The organism is Gemmatimonadaceae bacterium (genome assembly GCA_016720905.1).
Taxonomy (GTDB): domain Bacteria; phylum Gemmatimonadota; class Gemmatimonadetes; order Gemmatimonadales; family Gemmatimonadaceae; genus Gemmatimonas.
The window spans coordinates 102,815-121,000 of the sequence record JADKJT010000007.1; the positions used below are offsets into that span (position 1 = coordinate 102,815).

Annotated in this window: 16 protein-coding genes; 2 read left to right on the top strand and 14 right to left on the bottom strand. The window is 65.8% G+C overall.

The window, feature by feature from the left end:
• Nucleotides 1-73 precede the first annotated feature (73 nt).
• The gene (locus tag IPP90_07905; GenBank protein ID MBL0170642.1) at nt 74-913 is read right to left on the bottom strand and encodes a hypothetical protein; all 840 of its coding nucleotides are present in this window, start codon (nt 911-913) and stop codon (nt 74-76) included.
• Nucleotides 914-1,086: 173 nt separating this feature from the next.
• Between IPP90_07905 and IPP90_07910 the strand changes: the two genes are divergently transcribed.
• Complete coding sequence (locus IPP90_07910) at nt 1,087-2,922, top strand: ABC transporter ATP-binding protein (GenBank protein MBL0170643.1); 1,836 nt, start codon at nt 1,087-1,089, stop codon at nt 2,920-2,922.
• Nucleotides 2,923-2,951: 29 nt separating this feature from the next.
• Here IPP90_07910 and IPP90_07915 read toward each other — a convergent pair whose 3' ends face one another.
• From IPP90_07915 to IPP90_07925, 3 genes are read right to left on the bottom strand one after another with little or no spacing between them, the layout of a single operon-like run.
• The gene (locus IPP90_07915; GenBank protein ID MBL0170644.1) at nt 2,952-3,677 is read right to left on the bottom strand and encodes a cytochrome c biogenesis protein CcdA; all 726 of its coding nucleotides are present in this window, start codon (nt 3,675-3,677) and stop codon (nt 2,952-2,954) included.
• Nucleotides 3,678-3,716: 39 nt separating this feature from the next.
• Complete coding sequence (locus IPP90_07920; GenBank protein MBL0170645.1) at nt 3,717-4,214, bottom strand: transcriptional repressor; 498 nt, start codon at nt 4,212-4,214, stop codon at nt 3,717-3,719.
• Nucleotides 4,193-4,915 (bottom strand): hypothetical protein, encoded by a 723-nt coding sequence (locus tag IPP90_07925; protein ID MBL0170646.1) that lies wholly within the window; start codon nt 4,913-4,915, stop codon nt 4,193-4,195. Before IPP90_07925 ends, IPP90_07920 begins: the two co-directional genes overlap by 22 nt.
• A gap of 187 nt (nt 4,916-5,102) precedes the next feature.
• Here IPP90_07925 and IPP90_07930 point away from each other — a divergent pair, with 187 nt between their 5' ends.
• The gene (locus tag IPP90_07930) at nt 5,103-5,681 is read left to right on the top strand and encodes a YceI family protein (protein ID MBL0170647.1); all 579 of its coding nucleotides are present in this window, start codon (nt 5,103-5,105) and stop codon (nt 5,679-5,681) included.
• Here IPP90_07930 and IPP90_07935 read toward each other — a convergent pair.
• From IPP90_07935 to IPP90_07980, 10 genes are all read right to left on the bottom strand, one after another.
• On the bottom strand, nt 5,656-6,822 hold the full coding sequence (locus IPP90_07935; GenBank protein ID MBL0170648.1) for an aminotransferase class I/II-fold pyridoxal phosphate-dependent enzyme: 1,167 nt from the start codon (nt 6,820-6,822) through the stop codon (nt 5,656-5,658). The genes IPP90_07930 and IPP90_07935 overlap by 26 nt on opposite strands.
• Before the next feature lie 995 nt (nt 6,823-7,817).
• The gene (locus tag IPP90_07940; GenBank protein ID MBL0170649.1) at nt 7,818-9,209 is read right to left on the bottom strand and encodes a DEAD/DEAH box helicase; all 1,392 of its coding nucleotides are present in this window, start codon (nt 9,207-9,209) and stop codon (nt 7,818-7,820) included.
• 13 nt (nt 9,210-9,222) lie between these two features.
• Entirely contained in the window at nt 9,223-10,317 is a 1,095-nt protein-coding gene (locus IPP90_07945; GenBank protein MBL0170650.1) for a dipeptide epimerase, read from the bottom strand.
• Entirely contained in the window at nt 10,268-11,200 is a 933-nt protein-coding gene (locus IPP90_07950; protein ID MBL0170651.1) for a serine/threonine protein kinase, read from the bottom strand. The genes IPP90_07945 and IPP90_07950 overlap by 50 nt, the downstream gene beginning before the upstream one ends.
• Before the next feature lie 102 nt (nt 11,201-11,302).
• Entirely contained in the window at nt 11,303-12,301 is a 999-nt protein-coding gene (gene corA, locus IPP90_07955; protein MBL0170652.1) for a magnesium/cobalt transporter CorA, read from the bottom strand.
• Nucleotides 12,302-12,329: 28 nt separating this feature from the next.
• Nucleotides 12,330-13,259, bottom strand: a complete 930-nt coding sequence (locus tag IPP90_07960; protein ID MBL0170653.1) for a histone deacetylase — start codon at nt 13,257-13,259, stop codon at nt 12,330-12,332.
• A gap of 37 nt (nt 13,260-13,296) precedes the next feature.
• The gene (locus IPP90_07965) at nt 13,297-14,733 is read right to left on the bottom strand and encodes a hypothetical protein (protein ID MBL0170654.1); all 1,437 of its coding nucleotides are present in this window, start codon (nt 14,731-14,733) and stop codon (nt 13,297-13,299) included.
• A complete protein-coding gene (locus tag IPP90_07970; GenBank protein MBL0170655.1) occupies nt 14,717-15,268 on the bottom strand; it encodes a DUF4159 domain-containing protein in 552 nt (183 codons plus the stop codon). Before IPP90_07970 ends, IPP90_07965 begins: the two co-directional genes overlap by 17 nt.
• 71 nt (nt 15,269-15,339) lie before the next feature.
• Entirely contained in the window at nt 15,340-17,451 is a 2,112-nt protein-coding gene (locus IPP90_07975) for a hypothetical protein (protein MBL0170656.1), read from the bottom strand.
• Nucleotides 17,448-18,146, bottom strand: coding sequence for a hypothetical protein (locus tag IPP90_07980; protein ID MBL0170657.1), 699 nt, complete (start codon nt 18,144-18,146; stop codon nt 17,448-17,450). Before IPP90_07980 ends, IPP90_07975 begins: the two co-directional genes overlap by 4 nt.
• Between the last annotated feature and the right edge of the window lie 40 nt (nt 18,147-18,186).

Consider the following 18,186-nt stretch of genomic DNA (forward strand, 5'->3'; position numbering starts at 1 on the left):
GGGAGACACCCAGTCGCTTGGATGTCTCCCGTCTCGCGTCTCCCGTCTCCCGTCTTAATCCACCGTCCCCCGCCTACGCACCAATCTTCACCGTCAGCGGCCCGTCCAGCTTCACCGTGATCGCACCGCCGCTGCCCAGGCACGTATCGTAGTCCGCCGTCGCGGCTGCCGCGGCCGTGCCGGCCGCCGCACCAGCGGCCGCGCCGATCACCGTCCCCTTGGTGTTCTTGCCGATGATCTGGCCGGCGATCGCGCCGATCACGGCTCCACCGGCAACCTTCTTGGCGTCGGTGCCCTTTGAGGCACTGCGCACGCGCTCGGTCGACGCGGTTTGGAGCGTTGACTCCACGGGATAGCTCTCGCCGCCGAACGTGACGCTGACCAGCTTCACCTTGAGCACGGTCACATCACTGCTGTTCTTGGCGGTCTTCGACTCGGTGACTTCAAACGTCCCCGTGGCACCGGCCGGGATCACGACGCCGTTGCTGCCATTCACCGCCTGCGACAATTGCGCGGCGAACTTCTCTCCCACCGTCGATGTGTTGCTGCACACTTTGGCGTTCGCCGCGAACTGCAACGATGTACCCGCATCGACGACGCCCGTCTTGGCGGCAGCCGGTGCCGGTACCGGCGTGGGCGCCGGGGTTGTTGACGTCGCGGGAATGGGTGTTGGACGAACAGGCTTTGGGGTTGGCTTGGGCTTCGGCGCGACCGTCACCGGCGCTTCGGTTGGCGGTGGCGTCGTCGGCACGTCCTGCAGCTTCGGCTGCGCATTGGTGTCCGTGGCCGCCATCGCCAGGTCGCGACCCAGCGCGGTGTCACTCTTGAGGGCGCTGTCGCCGCTCTTGGAATCACCACACGCCACCAAGGCAACAAACGCCGTCGACGCCAGGAGCGCGAACGCGGTGCGCATCACCGGACGGACCGACGGGATATATTCACGACGCGATGGAACGGACGAACGAGCGTTTGAACGCATTTGCGACACTCCTGAATTGGTGGTGCGAGGGCGGCCACGGCCGATATCTCGCGTGACGTACATGATGAAACTACCGGATCGAACCTGCTTGGTGTTGGAACGCCGGCGTGAACGGCAGTAGCCGACCGCCGACGCGCACACCCGCGCGGGTGGCGTTGAAACGCCTCCTCCCTTACTACCACCCGTACCGCGCGCAAGTTGCGGTGGGCCTGCTGGCAGTGGTCGTGGCGGCCGCGCTGGCCAGCGTGATTCCAACCTTGCTGCGACGGGGCATCGACGCCATGCGGTCCGGTGCCGACACTGTCACGCTCTGGCGCCTGGCGTCGGTGATGCTCGTCACAGCCGTGGCCAGCGGCATCCTGCGTTTCCTCATGCGACAACGGCTCAACGGGGTCAGCCGGCGGATCGAGACCGACCTCCGTCATGACATCTTCGCCCGACTCACCGCGCTCGATCCCGCCTGGTACTCGCGAATACGCACCGGCGATCTCATGGCACGGCTGACCAATGACCTCAGCGCAGTCCGCATGGCGACGGGTCCGGCCATCATGTATCTCGTCAATACCATCGCCGGCGGACTGTTCGCCATGTTCATGATGCTGCGCATCAGTCCGCTGCTTACCGGTGCGGCCCTCCTCCCCATGGCGGGGTTGCCCATCCTCATGCTGCGATTGGGACGCACCATCCACGCGCGCTTCGAGGCGGTACAATCACAGTTCAGCGATCTCTCGACCGGTGCGCAGGAGAATCTGGCTGGCGTGCGTGTCGTGCGCGCGTACCGACAGGAAGCCGCCGAGTCGGTGCGGTTCAACGCGATGGGCGAGGCGTATCTCGAGGCCAACATGCGACTCGCCAGACTCAACGGCCTGATGCACCCGGGATTTGCCTTGCTCGCCGGCCTCGGCGGCGCCGTCACGATCGGCGTCGGTGGCCGACTGCTCATCGAGGGGCGCATCACGATTGGCGGGTACGTGGCGTTCGGCATCTACCTCGCCATGCTGACCTGGCCGCTCATCGCCCTTGGGTGGACCACCAATCTGTTCCAGCGCGGTGCCGCGTCGATGGCGCGCGTGCTTGAGCTGCTCGATGCGGAAGCGGAGACGGTGCGAGACCTCGGCCAGGCAACCTTGCCAACCCACAACGGTGGCCGCGCGCTCGAATTTCGCGGCGTGTGGTTTCACTATCCCTCGCCGACGATGGCCGCGCGTGCTGGCGACAGCGCCGCGTCATCGGAACCGCGATGGGTGCTGAAAGACATTTCCTTCACGGTGCCCGCCGGCGGTACGCTGGCCATCGTCGGCGCCACGGGCTCCGGCAAGAGCGCACTGATGGATCTTGTCCCCCGCATGTTCGATCCGCAGCGCGGCGACATCCTGCTGGACGGCGTGCGCATTCGCGACCTCTCTCTCGACGACTTGCGGGGAGAGATCGGCTATGTGCCTCAGGATTCGCTGTTGTTCAGCGAGACCGTGGGAGCGAACGTGGCCTACGGGTTACCCGCCAATACGGATCAGCGCGACGCCGTAGCACACGCCACGGAGATTGCGCAACTCGCCGAGACCATCGAACGCCTGCCTGATGGACTCGGGACTCGACTTGGTGAACGTGGTATCAACCTGTCTGGTGGTCAGAAGCAGCGCACGGCACTGGCGCGCGCGCTCGCGCGTCACCCGCGCCTCGTTCTGCTGGACGACGCTCTCTCGGCGGTGGATACCCACACCGAGGCGGCCATCCTGACCGGTCTGCGCAGTGCACTCGCCGGACGCACCGCCGTCATTGCGTCTCATCGCATCAGCGCCGTCCGTGAAGCCGATCACATCATCGTGCTCGACCACGGGATCATCGTCGAGCAGGGGCTGCACGAACAACTGGTCGCGCGCAACGGACGATACGCGCAGTTGCTGAGCCGCCAACAGCTGTTGGACTCGATCGAAGCGACCTGACGCGACAGTCGGCGGACCGGCGGCGCCGGTCAGAGTCGATCCAGCAGGAAATCCGGCGTGAACGGTTGCAGCAGGGCCGCCAACCGTTCAAACCAACCGCTGAACATCAGTGCGCCCACCAGAATGAGAAGCACGCCGGCGACGCGATTCACGGTGCCCAGATTTTTCTTGAACTTCTGGAAGAACGACAGGAATCGTTCGAGCGCCAGCGCCGCAAGAAGGAATGGGACCGCGAGTCCGGCCGAGTACGCGGACAACAGGCCGATGCCCTTGGCCAGATCCGTTTGGTTGGCGGCCAGAATCAGGATCGCACCAAGCGTCGGACCCAGGCACGGTGTCCACCCGGCACCGAAGGCGATACCCACCACAATCGTCCCGAGATACCCGATGGGTTTGTCGCTGATGTGCATCCGACGCTCGCGCTGCAATGCGTCAACCCGAAAGACACCCAGCATCCACAGACCCATCAGGATCATGAGCACACCGCCGGCCCGCGCGATCCACGAACGATACGCCAGCATCAACTGACCGAACGCGGTCGCCCCCGCACCCAGCGCCACGAAGATGAACGAGAAACCCAGTACGAACAGCACCGCGTGCAGGAGGGTCGTTCGTCTCGCACGCGAGATGTCTTCCAGCCCGAGCCCGGTGATGAACGTGATATAGCTGGGCACGAGGGGCAGGACGCACGGGCTGAGGAAACTCAGCAGCCCGGCCGTGAACGCCACCAGCACGGTCAGTGATTCATTCGCCATATGTCTCCGGGCCCGATGACCACACGCACGCGAGGAGCGTCATGGGCGCGAACGGGTGTCGCCGCGTCGACACTCCCCGCACTGACCGTAGATCACGAGCCGATGCCGTTGTCGTGAGAAATCGTGCGCCTCGGCCAACAGGGTGGTCATGCGCTCCAGCCGCTCATCACGAAACTCGGTGACACGTCCGCACACGCTGCACAGCAAATGCTCATGATGCGGAATGCCGCGGGCCGCCTCGTACCGCTTGAACCCCTCGCCGAAATCCCGTTCCACCACCAGGCCGCTGCGCACCAGCACCTCGAGCGTCCGATACACCGTGGCGGTGCCGGCCTGATTGCCGCGCGCGCGCAACGCTTCGGCAATGTCTTCCGCTGACAGATGTCGTTCCGTGCCCAACACCACCTCGGCGATCGCCAGACGCTGCGCGGTCACCGGCAGGCTGTGATCCCGCAGGAACGCGACGAATGATTCGCGGTCCGCGTCCAGCCCTCGCGGCGTGGAGGGCTGATCGGTCACGCCACGGGTCGTGGCCATTCCATCCGTAGCGCGCGAGCGATCTGGCGGTCGGAGTAGCGAAGAATTTCCGTTTCTTCTCCGGCCCGCCGCTGCACACCACGCACGACGGTCTCGACGGTGATGAGCGGGGCGTCTGCCTCGTCCACCACGTCGGCTTCCCACTTGCCGCGATCAGGACCCTTCAGCACCAGCCGATAGCGGGCGGTGTACACGGTGTGCCGCACAATGGGAACGTCCGCCGCGTTGGCAATCACATCGTCCAGCGCTTCGTCATCGACACCGACACTCGCGAGCACGTCGAGCCGGTCGCCCGATTCCTCCTCGCGCGCCAGATACGGCGAATCGTCGGCCGTGTCCGCGTGAATCGACACGTCCTCGTCGTCGACATCGCCATCGACCGCCGCATCAATCAACAGGTCCGTCTCGATCTGGTGGTCCGGGATTTCCACGTGTTCAACGGGTGCATCAGGCGAGGTCACCGGAACGCGCGCGGCGACCACCGCGATCCCGGTTTCGGTTCCGCCTTGCCGCAGCGGAGCAAACAGGTGCAACTCCTCGATGCGATCCAGCGGCACCCTGGCAATCACCGCTCGGAGAAAGCGCTCCGTCACCTCAGACACCGGGGCGTCCGCGCGATCCGGTCCCGCCACGGGGATCGACTCGGTCGGCGGGAATGCCACGGGGTCCGTGTGGAGATCGGAGGTATCGAGTTCGGTCATCAGGTCATGTTCAGGGAATCGGACGGAATTGCGCTTCCGCTGGAAGATCACGGGCCGCTATGGGGTGAACAAGGCAGGTGTTACGCACGCGCCCTTGACGATAGCGCGCAAATTGGTATTTTATCTCATTACTGTATTATTCGCATGGCACGCACGCTGTGAGACCATCAGAACCAAAGGAACTCCGATGTCACTCGCCCTTCGCACCCTTACGCTTCTGGCCGCACCGCTACTCGTTGCAGCCCGACCGATCGTGGAGCCAAAACCCTACGTGGTCGACAAGGCCCACAGCGAGATCAACTTCATCGCCGATTCGCGGCTGCTGAGCGCGCACGGCTACTTCGAGAAGTGGGACGCCACCATCCAACTCGACACCGCCAATCTCGCGGCGTCGGGCGTCTCCATCACCATTGAGGCCGGCAGCATCAACACCCGCGTCACGATGCGTGACAATCACCTCAAGAGCGACGCGTTCTTTGATGTGGCCAAGTTTCCGACCATCACCTTCAAGTCCGTCGGTATCAAGCAATCGGCACCGAAGATCTACGAGATCACGGGTGACCTGACCATGCGCGGCGTCACCAAGCGGATCAGCGTTCCAGCCTACATGGTGTTCTACGACAAGGGGGCGGGGAGATTTCGCGGCCAGTTTACGGTGTTACGAAAGGAGTACGGTGTGTCATTCGATCCGCCGGTGAATCCGATCGAGAACGAAGTGCAGGTTCAGTGGGATTTCTCCATCAAGGAACCGCCGCCGGCCAAGTAACACTGGCCATCAGGGCCGCCGCCTGCGTCAGCACGGCGGGCGGCTGCACCAGCGAGATGCGAAAATGCCCGCGTCCCGCGTCCCCGAATGCGATGCCGGGCGTTACGACCACACCGGGCCCGCGTATCAAGGCGTCCACCCAGCCCCAGTCGTCGAATCCGTCCGGCACACGTAGCCACAGATACATGGTGGCCGACGGCGTCTTCACGGGCCATCCGTTGGCCTGAAACGCCGACACCAGCGCATCCCGACGCGCCCGATACTCGGCCACCACCGGCGGCACGATGGTCGCCGCGTGCGTGAATGCAGCCGCGCCTGCACGCTGCGCGAGTGTCGACACGCCGTATCCGATATTGGCGCGATACTGATCGAGCACCGCAATGGCCTTGGCATTGCCCGCCACGAAAGCAATACGCACGCCCGCCATGTTGAAGCTCTTCGAACAGGTGTGCAGCTCGACCGCCACATCACGCGCGCCCGGCACCTGCAACACGCTGGGCACCACATGGCCATCAAATGCCAATTCGCTGTAGGCCAGGTCGCTCACCAAGAGCAGGTCGTGCCGCCGCGCGAAATCCACCAGCCGCTCGAATTCGGACAGCGTGATGGTGGCGGTAGTGGGATTGCTGGGATAGTTCACGATCAGCATGCGGGCGCGAGCCAGGTCGTCCGACGCGATAGCACCGAGATCCAGACGGCCGTCGCCATCCATTGGCACGCACACCGGCGTTGCGCCGGCCAGCTGCGGGGCGCGTGAATACACTGGATAGTAGACGGCCGGGATGAGCACGACGTCGCCCGGATTGACGTGTGACAGCACCAGTTCCGCCAACCCCTCTTTCGATCCTGCCAGCGCCAGGAGTTCGCGCGTCGGGTCGACAGAGACCGCGAACCGCGTGATCAGATAGGCGGCAATCGCTTCGCCATACGCCGGGTGCATCGTGAAGTGCGGGTAACCACTCAACGCCGGCTCCGCCGCCGCTCGTTGGATGGCCTCCATCACCACCGGTGCGATCGGCTGATCCGGGCTGCCAATGCCCAGATCAATCAGCGTGCGACCCTCCGCACGCGCGGCACGCCGCCGCGCGTCGAGTTCCCAGAAAACGTATTGTGGAATGGCTGAAAGCAGGCGTGAAGACATCGAGGACGGGAAATAGTCAGTGCACGGATACGAACCCACCAAACTTAACCCCACCCCTCACCAGCCGGATGTCTCCCGTCTCCCGTCTCCCGTCTCCCGTCTCCCGTCTGCGTCAAAGCAGCGTCACCGGATCCCTATCAACCACCAGCCGCAGCTCCGCGTGCTTCGGCACCGGACACCGTTCGGCGATGTAGCGGGCCAGTCGCGTCATCGCACCGGTGCGCGAGGACTTGATGAGCAGATGCCAGCGCCAGCGATCCTTGATCCGATCGATGGGACATGGGGCCGGTCCCACCAGCACGACATCACGCAGACCCGCGCGCGCCACCAGTGTCGTGATCCACTGTGTGGCCGCCAACATGGCCTCGGCCGTCGCGGCCTGCTCCACGCCGCTGACCACCACGTTCGCCAGCGACACGAACGGCGGGTACGTCGGCAGCCGGCGGTGGCTCAACTCCTCCTGCACGAACGAAAGGAAGTCATGCGTGACGGCGTGACGCACCGCATGATGCGTGGGGAGCCGCGTCTGGATGTACACATCGCCGCCCTTGGGTCCACGGCCCGCGCGCCCTGCGACCTGGCTCAGCAACTGAAATGTTCGCTCGGCCGATCGGAAATCCGGCATGTTCAGCCCGGTATCGGCGTCGATCACGCCAACCAAGGTGACATTGGGGAAGTCGAGTCCCTTGGCGATCATTTGCGTGCCGAGCAGGATATCGATTTCGCCGCTCGCCACCCGATCCAGAATCGCCGTGTGGGCCCACTTCCCGCTGGTGGTATCAACGTCCATGCGCGCCAGTCGCGCTTCCGGAAACCGGTCAGCGACCAATCGCTCAACCTGTTGCGTGCCAAGTCCGCGGCGCTGCAGTGCGTCCTCCCCGCAGGCGGGACACCGTGCGGGTACCATCGCCTGATGCTGGCAATAGTGACAGATCAGCGATTCGGGCACGCGATGATACGTGAGCGATATGCTGCAGTGCGGGCACACCTGCACATCACCGCAGGCGTGGCACTGCACGTACGCCGCATAGCCGCGTCGATTCAGCAGCAACAGGCTCTGCTCCCCACGCACCAGTCGCGACTCGATGGCGGCACTCAGCACCGGACTGAGCACGCCCATCGATGGATCGAATGGCGCATGGGGTATCCTGGCGGCCACCGCGTCGCGCATGACCACCCGCAAGTCGACCACCTGCACCGGCGGCAACTGCGCACCGCCGGCACGATCGGGCAGTGACAGGCGAATGGCCTGCCCGCGCTCCGCGCGTTCCCAGCTCTCCAGACTCGGGGTGGCGCTTCCCAGCACCACTATTGCGCCTTCGGCGCGCGCGCACAATCGCCGCTTCGCGCGCATGATAGCGCGGCGTCTCCGATTGCTTGTAGCTGGACTCGTGCTCCTCGTCGACAATGACCACGCCCACCTGCGACAGTGGCGCGAACAGCGCCGATCGCGCCCCTACCGCAATGCGACGCTCGCCGCGTCGCAGTGATTGCCAGGCGTCGTGCCGTTCCCCGTCGCTCAGTCCGGAGTGCAGCACCGCAACCGCGTCGCCGAACGCGCCGCGAAAACGATCCACCGTCTGCGAGGTCAGGGCGATCTCCGGCACCAGCACGATCGCCGTGCGCCCCGGTTGCGCGAGGACCGCACGCAGCACTTCGATGTACACCAGCGTCTTGCCGCTGCCGGTGATGCCGTGGAGCAGAAACGTCTGACCGGGCGCGCCGCTGAGTATGGCGTTCACGACCGCGCGTTGTGCTGCCGACGGCGTCGCAGGGGGTGCCACGCCGGCGCGATCGGCAAAGGGATCACGCGCGACCGATTCGTCGCGCACCTCGATCAGTCCGCGCTTGATCATCGCGGCCACGACACCCGCGCTGCAGTTCGCCTGCTGGCGCAGGGTTTCCACCACAGCCACACCGCCTTGCGCTTCCAGCAGTTCGTACACGACCCGCTGTTGCTTCGCGCGGGCGAACGTGGTCTCGCGTTGCAACAGCGAGGGCAATTCCAGCGCAATGCACGCCACCCGCCGGCGCTTTGGGGCCGAGTCCACGCCGCGCGACGTGGTGAGCGATGCGGGCAACATGGCGCGCAGTGTCATGCCAATGGGCGCCGCGTACCACTCGGCAATCCAGCGACCAGTATCCAGCAACGCGGGAGGAATTGCCGGCTCGCTATCGAGCACCGAATGAATCGCCTTGAGCGTAACACCCTCTGGGGGCACAGCGGGTCCCAGACAAATGCCGACTTCGCGACGTGCCCGGAAGGGCACCAGCAAACGGCTTCCCGCAGGGATCGGCATGGCGATCCCTTCAGGCACGAGGTACGTGAACGTCCGGAAGAGCGGAACCGGAAGCGCCACCTCGACACACCGGGTGGTCGCGGTCATGACCGGTGCGCGGTTACCGGCGTTGCACGCCGAGTCCCGGCGCCGTACCCAACGTGATCTGCCCGGATGGGATGGCGGGACCCACGAACGGATCGTCGGCCAACAGCGCCGCACCATCAAGGTCGGCGTCGTCCAGCAATGGTGAGAAGTGGGCCGCCGCCGCAATCCCCAGGGTGGTCTCCACCATGCAGCCGCACATCACCCGCATCCCGTGCGCGCGGGCCACCGCAATCATGCGCATGGCTTCGCGCAAGGAACCGCACTTGGCAAGCTTGATGTTCACGCCGTCCACGACGCCGTGCAATTTGGGAATGTCCGTGGCCACCAGGCACGATTCGTCGGCGATGACATCGATCGGCGAACGCTCGCGCACGAATCGCAGCCCGTCGAGGTCGTGCGGCGGCAACGGTTGCTCCAGCATGTCGACACCGTGCGCGGTGAGCACATCCAGCATGGCCAATGCGCGTTTGGTCGTCCAGGCCGCATTGGCATCAACCCGTAGCGTGGCGGCCGGTGCCTCTTCACGGACCACACGCACGATATCGGCGTCGCGCGGCGTGCCAAGCTTGATCTTGAGAATCGGATATGCGGCCGCCTCTCGAACGCGGGCGCGCAACGTCGCCTCGTCGGGCGCGATCCCGATGGTAAAGCTCGAGCGCGGCGTTGACGCGCCGTCCAGCCCCCAGAGCTTCCACAACGGCACCCCCAGACGCTTGGCCGCCAGATCGTGCAACGCCGCGCTGATCGCGCACCGGGCGGCCGCGTTCCATCGCAACACCTTCTCCAGTTCACGCTCAATCGCGTCAATCGACCAGGCATCGGCCTGCGCCATTACCGGGGCAAATCGCGCCAGCGCAGTCATCACGCTATCCGCCGTTTCGCCATAGAAACGGCTCGGCGCCGCTTCACCCCAGCCTTCCAGTCCGTCGTCCGCGCTCTGCGCATCGCGCACCCGCACCCAGACCACCTGGAATTCGCTGGTGCCGCCGCGCGCGATGACAAACGGGTGACGGGTGTGGACCGTGAGAATCTCCGCCTGAAGCTGCACGATGGTCGACTCAGTGAGGCGTGATGCCGGACTGTCGCGCGGCACGGGCGCTGCGCACATCGCCGGACGCGCCGTGGCCGGCGAGAAATCCAATGAGCGCATCGGCCAACTCGAAACCGCGATCGTATCGGTCGGTGGCGGGCTTGGCGAGACACTTCATGACAATGCTGCTGAGGATCGCGGGCACCTTCGGGTCGGTCTGATCGGGGGCCACGGGTGTCTCATGCACGTGCTTGTAGCCAACGGCATAGGAATCCTCCCCGTCAAACGGCGGAGATCCCAGCAGCATCTCATACAGCAGCAAACCCACCGCATACAGGTCACTGCGGCCGTCAACCAACTTCCCCATCGCCTGCTCGGGCGACATGTAGTGCGGCGTGCCCATCGCCCGACCGGAGGCCGTCAGTCGCCCATGGAAGCGTGCCGTGGCGATGCCGAAGTCGGTGAGCGCCACGTTGCCATCTTCGTCAAACAAGATGTTGTCCGGCTTGATATCGCGATGCACCACGCCGTGGCGATGCGCATAGTCGAGCGCACACGCCACCTGTACCGCAATGGCGGCGGCTGGCGAGGGCGCGACCGTCTTCTGTCGTCCCAGCAGGTCGGCCAGCGATCCACCGGCGTAGTAGGGCATCACCAGATAGTCGATGTCCCCCAGCGTGCCCATGTCGGCAATGGCGCAAATGAAGGGGTGTACCAGCCGTGCCGCAGCCTCCGCCTCACGGCGGAATCGCTCGCGCATCTCTTCTTCCAGCGCCAGCGATTTGTGCAGGACCTTGATCACCAGCGGTCGACCAAGCGCCACATGTTTGGCCAGATACACATGCGCCATGCCGCCGCTCCCCAGGCGCTTCACGACGGTATAGCGGTTCCCGGTGGCCACCCGCAGCTCGCGCAGCTCTTCGTCGGGGATATCGAACGGCGGGGCGCTGACCTCGGGCAACGCGGCCCCGCAGCGCGTGCATCGGGCAGCCGCAGCCCGATTCCAGGTTCCGCATTCCGGACAAAACATCGATGCGAGGTTCGAGTGAGATCGGCGAACGGACTAGAACAGGCGTCGGCGACGCAGGAAGTATAGCAGGGCGAGTCCCAGTCCCAGCTGCACCACCAGCAGCAGCCAGAATCCGTGCGGCCAACCCATCAGTGGAATCCTGGCGAAGTTCATGCCCCACATGCCGCTCACCACGACAAACGGGAGTGACATGGTGGCCACCAGCGACAGGCCTTTCGTGCTCGAGGCGAGCCGATTCGATACCTGCGTGAGATAGGAGTCCATCGTGCTGCTCAGCAGTTCCCGATAAGTGTCCAGCGAGTCGTTGATGCGCATGACGTGATCATAGATGTCGCGAAAATAGATCTGGACATCGGGTGTCAACAGCGTGCTCGGCCGGTTCGTCAGGATATTCATCACTTCGCGCGACGGCTGCAGATACCGGCGCAACGACAGCACCAGGCGCTTGACCGTGAAGATGTCGCGCAGCGCCGTCTCGTCGAATGACGCGAACACCCGCTCCTCCAATCCGTCGATGAACTCGTCGATCTGGTGCATGACCGGGAAGAAACTGTCGATCGTCTCATCGAGAATCGCGTGCAGCGCGCGCTCAACACCGCGCGACAGCAACTCGGGCGATCGCCGCATCGCCTCGGAGACGCGCTCAATGGACGGCATGGGGCCTGAATGTACCGTCACCAGGAAGTGCGGTCCCAGGAAACAGTACAGGTCCTTGGTCTCCAGATCGTACGGGTCCTCGGTGCTCTCGGCCAACCCCACGCCACGAATGACGATGAACAGGAAATCGGAGTACTCCTCCAATTTCACGCGCGAGTGCGGGTTGAGCGTGTCCTCAATCGCCAGTGGATGGAACCGAAACACCTTCTCCAGCAACGCGTGCTGAGACCGTACCGTCGAGTCGATGTCCACCCACAGCGGCCCACCATCCGCCATCAATTGCGCCAGCTCGCGCGGATGGCAGTCCAGCACATCGGCGCCGTCCTTCGAGCGGTAGATCGTGCGCGGTGGCGCGTCCTGAACCGGAAGAGTCATGTGGAGGAAGTTACGTGCCGCGCCACTATCAGGCCAACGCGGCCAGATGCGTCAGGACGGCCTGTGCGACGGGGTCCGGTGCGTAACCGCCCTCGAGCGCGCTCACCAACCGGCCGCCACACCATAGATCTGCGCGGGCCACCAGGGCGCGAGTGAGCGCATCGATGTCCCCCAACGACAGCGTAAAGCCACCCAACGGGTCGTCGGCCAGACTGTCAAAACCGGCGCTGAGCAACACGAGGTCGGGCGTAAACCCGACCGTCGCGGCATCGACCGCGTCCAGCAGCGCGCCAACGTAGCGCACTGACGGTAGCCCGGCCGCCAGCGGGACATTCCAGATGGTGCCGAGCGGACCGCGATCATCGGCGCTCCCGGTGCCTGGGTACCATGGCCACTGGTGCATCGACACGAAACGAATTCGCGGGTCATGCTCCACCAGCGCCTGAGTCCCGTTGCCGTGATGGACGTCCCAATCCACAATGAGCACCCGCTCGCAGTGGTGTCGGGTCAGGGCGTAGTGTGCCGCTATGGCCACGTTGCCGAAGACGCAGAATCCCATCGCACGGTCGCGCAACGCGTGGTGTCCGGGAGGCCGCACCGCCGAAAAGCTGCGAACGGCCCGACCGTCGAAGGCCATGTCGACGCCGTCGAGTACGCACCCCACGCTCGCCGTCGCTGCATCCCACGATCCCTCGGACACCACCGTATCCGGACCGAGCGTGCCGCCACCGGCCGTCACGAGCGCGGCGACCTGATCGATGTAGGCCAGGTCATGCACCAACAGCAACTCCTCGCGCGTGGCGTGACGCCCCTCGAGATGCTGCAGCCGCTCGAACAGCGCGGGTTCATGGCGCAACGCGCGCGGAATCGCCCGCAGACGACCGACATGTTCGGGATGTCCCCATCCGGTATCGTGTCGGCCGCAATCGGAATGCGAGATGAAGGCCACCTTGGTCATGCACAAACGTCCGAAAGCGTGAAAGGACTCATGGGGTTCACGGAGCACCGCGCAGTCGCCGCATGGCCCACTCGGCCAGCATGGCGCTGCAGGCGATGGCGAACAATAGCCATTCACGCCCCCCGGCACGTCCACGGCCCTCGGTGGGCGGGGCGAGCCTCGTGGTCGACGCGCCAATACGCGCGACGAGATCCGCGACGGGTGCGGCATCGCCGGGCCACCGCGCCGCCGAGGATGTTGTCCCGCTCGTCGTGTCGGCCTCGACGGACTCACTCGGCGGCGTCCACGTCACCGCGCTCAGGAGATCATTCCACCATCGCCGATGTGCATCAGCCGCACCATCAGTCCCCTCCATGCGCCAGTGCCAGGTGGATCGGTACCCACTGACCAGCACCCGACCAACCCCGCGGCGCGCGGCAACGACCATGGCGTCCCGATCTTCCCGCTCCAGCACGACCGATGCGGAATCGGCACGCAGGCGCAGCGCCGACAATCCACGCCGCGGCTGATCCGTGAGCAGCGCACCGGCCACGACGGCGCGATCATCCATCGCGTGTGCCGGAAGCAGCGATACCAGCCGTGGATCACGCACGGCGTCTCCAGCGATCACCACGCCGCCACCCTGCTCCAGAAAGCGACGCACGTCGCCCGTTCGCGCGAGGCCGCTGTCCAGCACCACCGCGACGGAATAGCGCGTCGTATCGAGAATCCCTGGCGCGCCGATCGTGACACGTGATGTCGGCGAGAGCAGCAGCGTGGCATCAACCAGCCATCCCATCTCCTCCAGTGCCGCGATGACGAACTTCGACTCCCAGCCGGTCTGCGCCATCAGCAGCACACGACGCACTGTCACCGGAGCGGGCAGCGGCATGCTCGCGGTGACCAGCGCGTGGCCGTCACGCTCTATCGCGATCCGCACCGGACCCTGCAGGCGCGTGGCACGAATGCGCAACGGAAGCGATGACGGTGACACCGAATCCAGCAAACCCGCCGCGTCACGCGCCGTCATCGCCAACGCGGTTCCCTGGCCAGTCAGTGACGCCTGCGCAGCGATGACGGTCGTCGCATGGGGCGCTGGCACGTGACTGACATCCAGCGCAAGGGCGCCGACACCCAGCGAATCGCTCCAGGCAACCGGCAGGCCAGCCCGCACGGCCGACCCCAGCACCGCTCGCACGCTTGCTGATGGAACGACGGATAGCGACAGCGACACGGCTGGCCACCGGCGTGAGTCCGACGCAGCGGCGCTGCGGGCCACCAACGTGCCCAGGGTTCGCGCAATGGCCACCGCGGAATCCGCATTGCGCTCATCGACGCGCAACCCTTCCACGCGTGGCGGTGTGTGGTCGGCGGGTCCGATCGCCTGCGCCACCGCCAGCAGCATGGCAAGCGTCAACGCCACGATGCCGACCGCACGTGCTGCGCGTTCGCCGATTGGCGTCATCACGAGGCGCCCGTCATCGCGTGAGCGCATAGACGACGATGTTCACCGCGAACTTGGTGTTGTCGACCGACAGGAAACGCTTGTTGTCCGGGTGATAGCTCCATTCCGAGCTGTAGTCCTTGCTGCTGTACAGCACCGCGAGACGTCCGTCCAGCAGCACCGCATCCAGTTGTTCGTGCACAAGGTTGTCGCCCCATCCATTCATCTCATGCGACGTCGTGGGCGGCCCGTTCTCGAACACGAAAAATGCGCGGTACAGCGCATGGGAGTTCGGAAGCGGGGCGAGTTTCCCCGCGACGCGGGAAATCTCTTCGCGCACGGTCTTGTGGAACGCGCCATCGACGTCATGGTTGTGGTCGTCGACAAACAGCATCCCGCCGCGTTGCAGATAGCGTCGCAGCACATCGGCTTCGCGTACCGTGAAGCGCACTGGAAGATGTCCGGTGAGAAACAACAGCGGATACTGAAACGCCGCCTCCGACGCCAACGCCACGACCGCACCCTGCGGCGCCACCGGAATCGCAGTATGACGCGCGATCGCGTCTATGACGTTGGCCGGGACCATCGGTGCGGAGTCCCAGTCACCGGACTCGTATTGCGCGGTGGCGAAGACGAACGGTTCCGGCGCCGGCGGGGTCACGGCGGCCCCCCGCGCGACCACGGCACCGCTGGAATACGGACGACGCCGCCAAGAACGCGTCGGGCCCGCCGAAACGGCTCGGTGACATCGGCCCCCGGTGTGCTCGCGAACGCCTCGATCAGCGAGGTCAATGCCTGCGCAAACGCCGGCGCGTCGGCCAACGACTCAAGCCGCAACACGGCCAGCGAATCGCGCGCCGCCGCCGCATCGGTCACGGCCAGCAACGCGGCGGCCAGCAGTCGCGCCTCCCGCAGCGCGAGGCGTTCCGGCAGGGCGGTCCGTGCGGCGCGCCGTTCGGGCGCGCTGCGCTCCGTGCCGGTCAGTCGGACTTTCGCGATATCCACGATGACCGTTGGCGGCCGACCGCGCAGATACAATCGTGATGCCGCGCGTGCGCGCTCGATCGCTTCGAGCGCGATGCGCATGAAGGGGATCGCCGTCCGCAGCTCTCCCTGCTCCAGCGCTCGACCAGCGTCCCACATGGCGTTGTAGGCTTCCAACAGCGGCTTGTTGATCGCGATGACCGGTGCGTCGTCGCCCTCCTCCAGCATGCCCTGCGCGTTGACACCGGACAACGCCAATTTCCCCCCGATCGCTTCCACGCCGTGATCGTGACCATCGCCGGCGAAGTGCGAGTGTTCGCCACCCTCGTCGCCGGTCAGTCGCTGGAATACGGCGTCACCCACCGCCTGACGCAGCCGTGCCTGATCGCGCGCCAGTCGCCCCGATTCATCACGCACGACGGCCACGGTGAGTCGGGGGCGACGCTGTTCCAGTTTCTCGGTCAACATCAGCAGCATGCGCTGGCTGAGCAGCGACTTGTCCACGTCCGGTGGCGGCGCGGGCTCAACTGCGACCGAATCGTATTCGGAGGCGCGCGCAATGCGAAAGGCGCGCGTTTCGCTCGCACCCGCCTCGCGATCGGCCGTCGGATGCCGGTCGCGAGCAACAGCGCGCACATGGACCACATCGCCGGGGCCCAGTTGCAGCGCGCGCAGATCGAGCGATGCCCGCAGCACGGCATCGCGCTGCCCGCTCATCGCGCGTCCGCCCACCTGCACGGCCCGCACCGTGAAACGTTCACCATCGCCCGAACTGATCACGACGTCGAAGGACGCACGCGCCAGGCCGATGTCGTCATGCACCGAGGCCTCAAGGGGCAGCACCCCGTCGGCGCGTCGCAGGACGCTATCGCGCGCGGGCGCCGACAGCTGCACGCGCGGAATCGAGTCGCCCACACCCTCCACCAACAGGAGTCTCGCGAATCGGTCGCGCGAGACGCGCAGCTCCAAGGGACCGTCGGTGGCAACCGCACGACTCCGCCATCCGTTCGACAGCGCCTCCAGCTCCTCGACCCGCGGACGCCCACTGGAGTCGGCGAGCACCCGCGACCGCACGCTGTCGGGCATCGCATCGCGCCCACGCAGTTCGATGCGCGTTCCGCTCAACGCGCGCACCGAAACGACATCGCCCAGGTCGCGCGCGGACAATCCGGTGTAGGCGGGTGGGGTCACGCGCACATGCCATGCGCCGATCGGCTGATCGCGCCGACCCGTCGCCACCGCAGTGCTCCGCCCGGCACCAATGCGTTGGACTTCGGCGGCGGGGCGCGTGGCCAGCCACAGCCCACTCGCGACGCCGCCGAGGAATAGCAGCGGCCCGGCCAACTGCGCCCGAGCCAGCAACGGCAGTCGACTATTGGCCGACGCGATCGCGGCGCGCGATGCGGCCCCGACTGATTGCGAGAGCAACGCCGACGGCGAGGCCCCGGTGACCGACTGCTCCACCCAGGTAACCAACGCATAGCCGCTGCCCTGATGCTCCTCAATCCAGAGCGCCGCGCGCAGCAACGACACCGTACCGCGTTGACGCACGACAATGATGCCAAACGCGACGGCTGCCAGAAACGACACCGTGCCAATGATCCCGGCGTCGAGACGGCCGCGCCCGAGAAGATGCAGGATCAGCCACGTCGCGAAACCCACGCCCGCTGACTGCAGGACGCACCGTGTCCACACGATCCGCGACAGACGCCGTCGCACGCCAGCAACAGCCGCCAGCACCGGATCGCGCGCGGCGCGCATCGTCGACAGATCGATCGTCGTCATGTCGTCGCCGTCGGCGGTCGGCGGCGCACGCGCCATTCCAGCAGCAACAGCAAGAGCGCCGCCGCATAGAGGCTCGGTATCAGCCATGCGGTGACACCTCGCACCGGTCGAGGCGCCGCACGCGCGTCACCAGAAAACTCCGTCACCGGCGCCAAGGCCGAACCCTGCACTCCCTGCACGACAAGCGTCGACGCGGACACCATCTCGCGAGGCGCACACGGCGCCAGCAACCGATCGAAAAGTCCATTGGCCGACGCGGACAACAACGCATCGCTGGCCGCGGTTGACCGGATTGCCACGACACGATCGCATCCCGACTCTGTGCGCCGCTCCGTGGCCGCCACTCGGCCATCGCTCCACCACGCAATCGCCATCGCAGTGTCGGTGGTGTCGGGGATCGCCGTCACGGCCCACGCACCCACCACGGCCTGCTCATTGGCCACCACCGCACCGGTCGAATCCGCCGTGGTAGCGCGCCGCCACCCTACAGGCACACCGTCACTGGGCCAGAAGACGCGCACCGACGGCGTTTCTCTGCTGGGTGTCGGTTCGCCAGTACGGGTCGCGCGCGCGACACCCACGGTATGTGACCGAGTCGCGCCTGACCGCACCGACGAGCGTCGCGCCGCGTGCCACGCAAAGGCCGCGCGCACCACATCATCACCCGCGTTCGCGCCGACACGATCGAGCGCCACGACCGTGGGCCGACTGGGGGGCGGGAATGCCGGGTGGTGC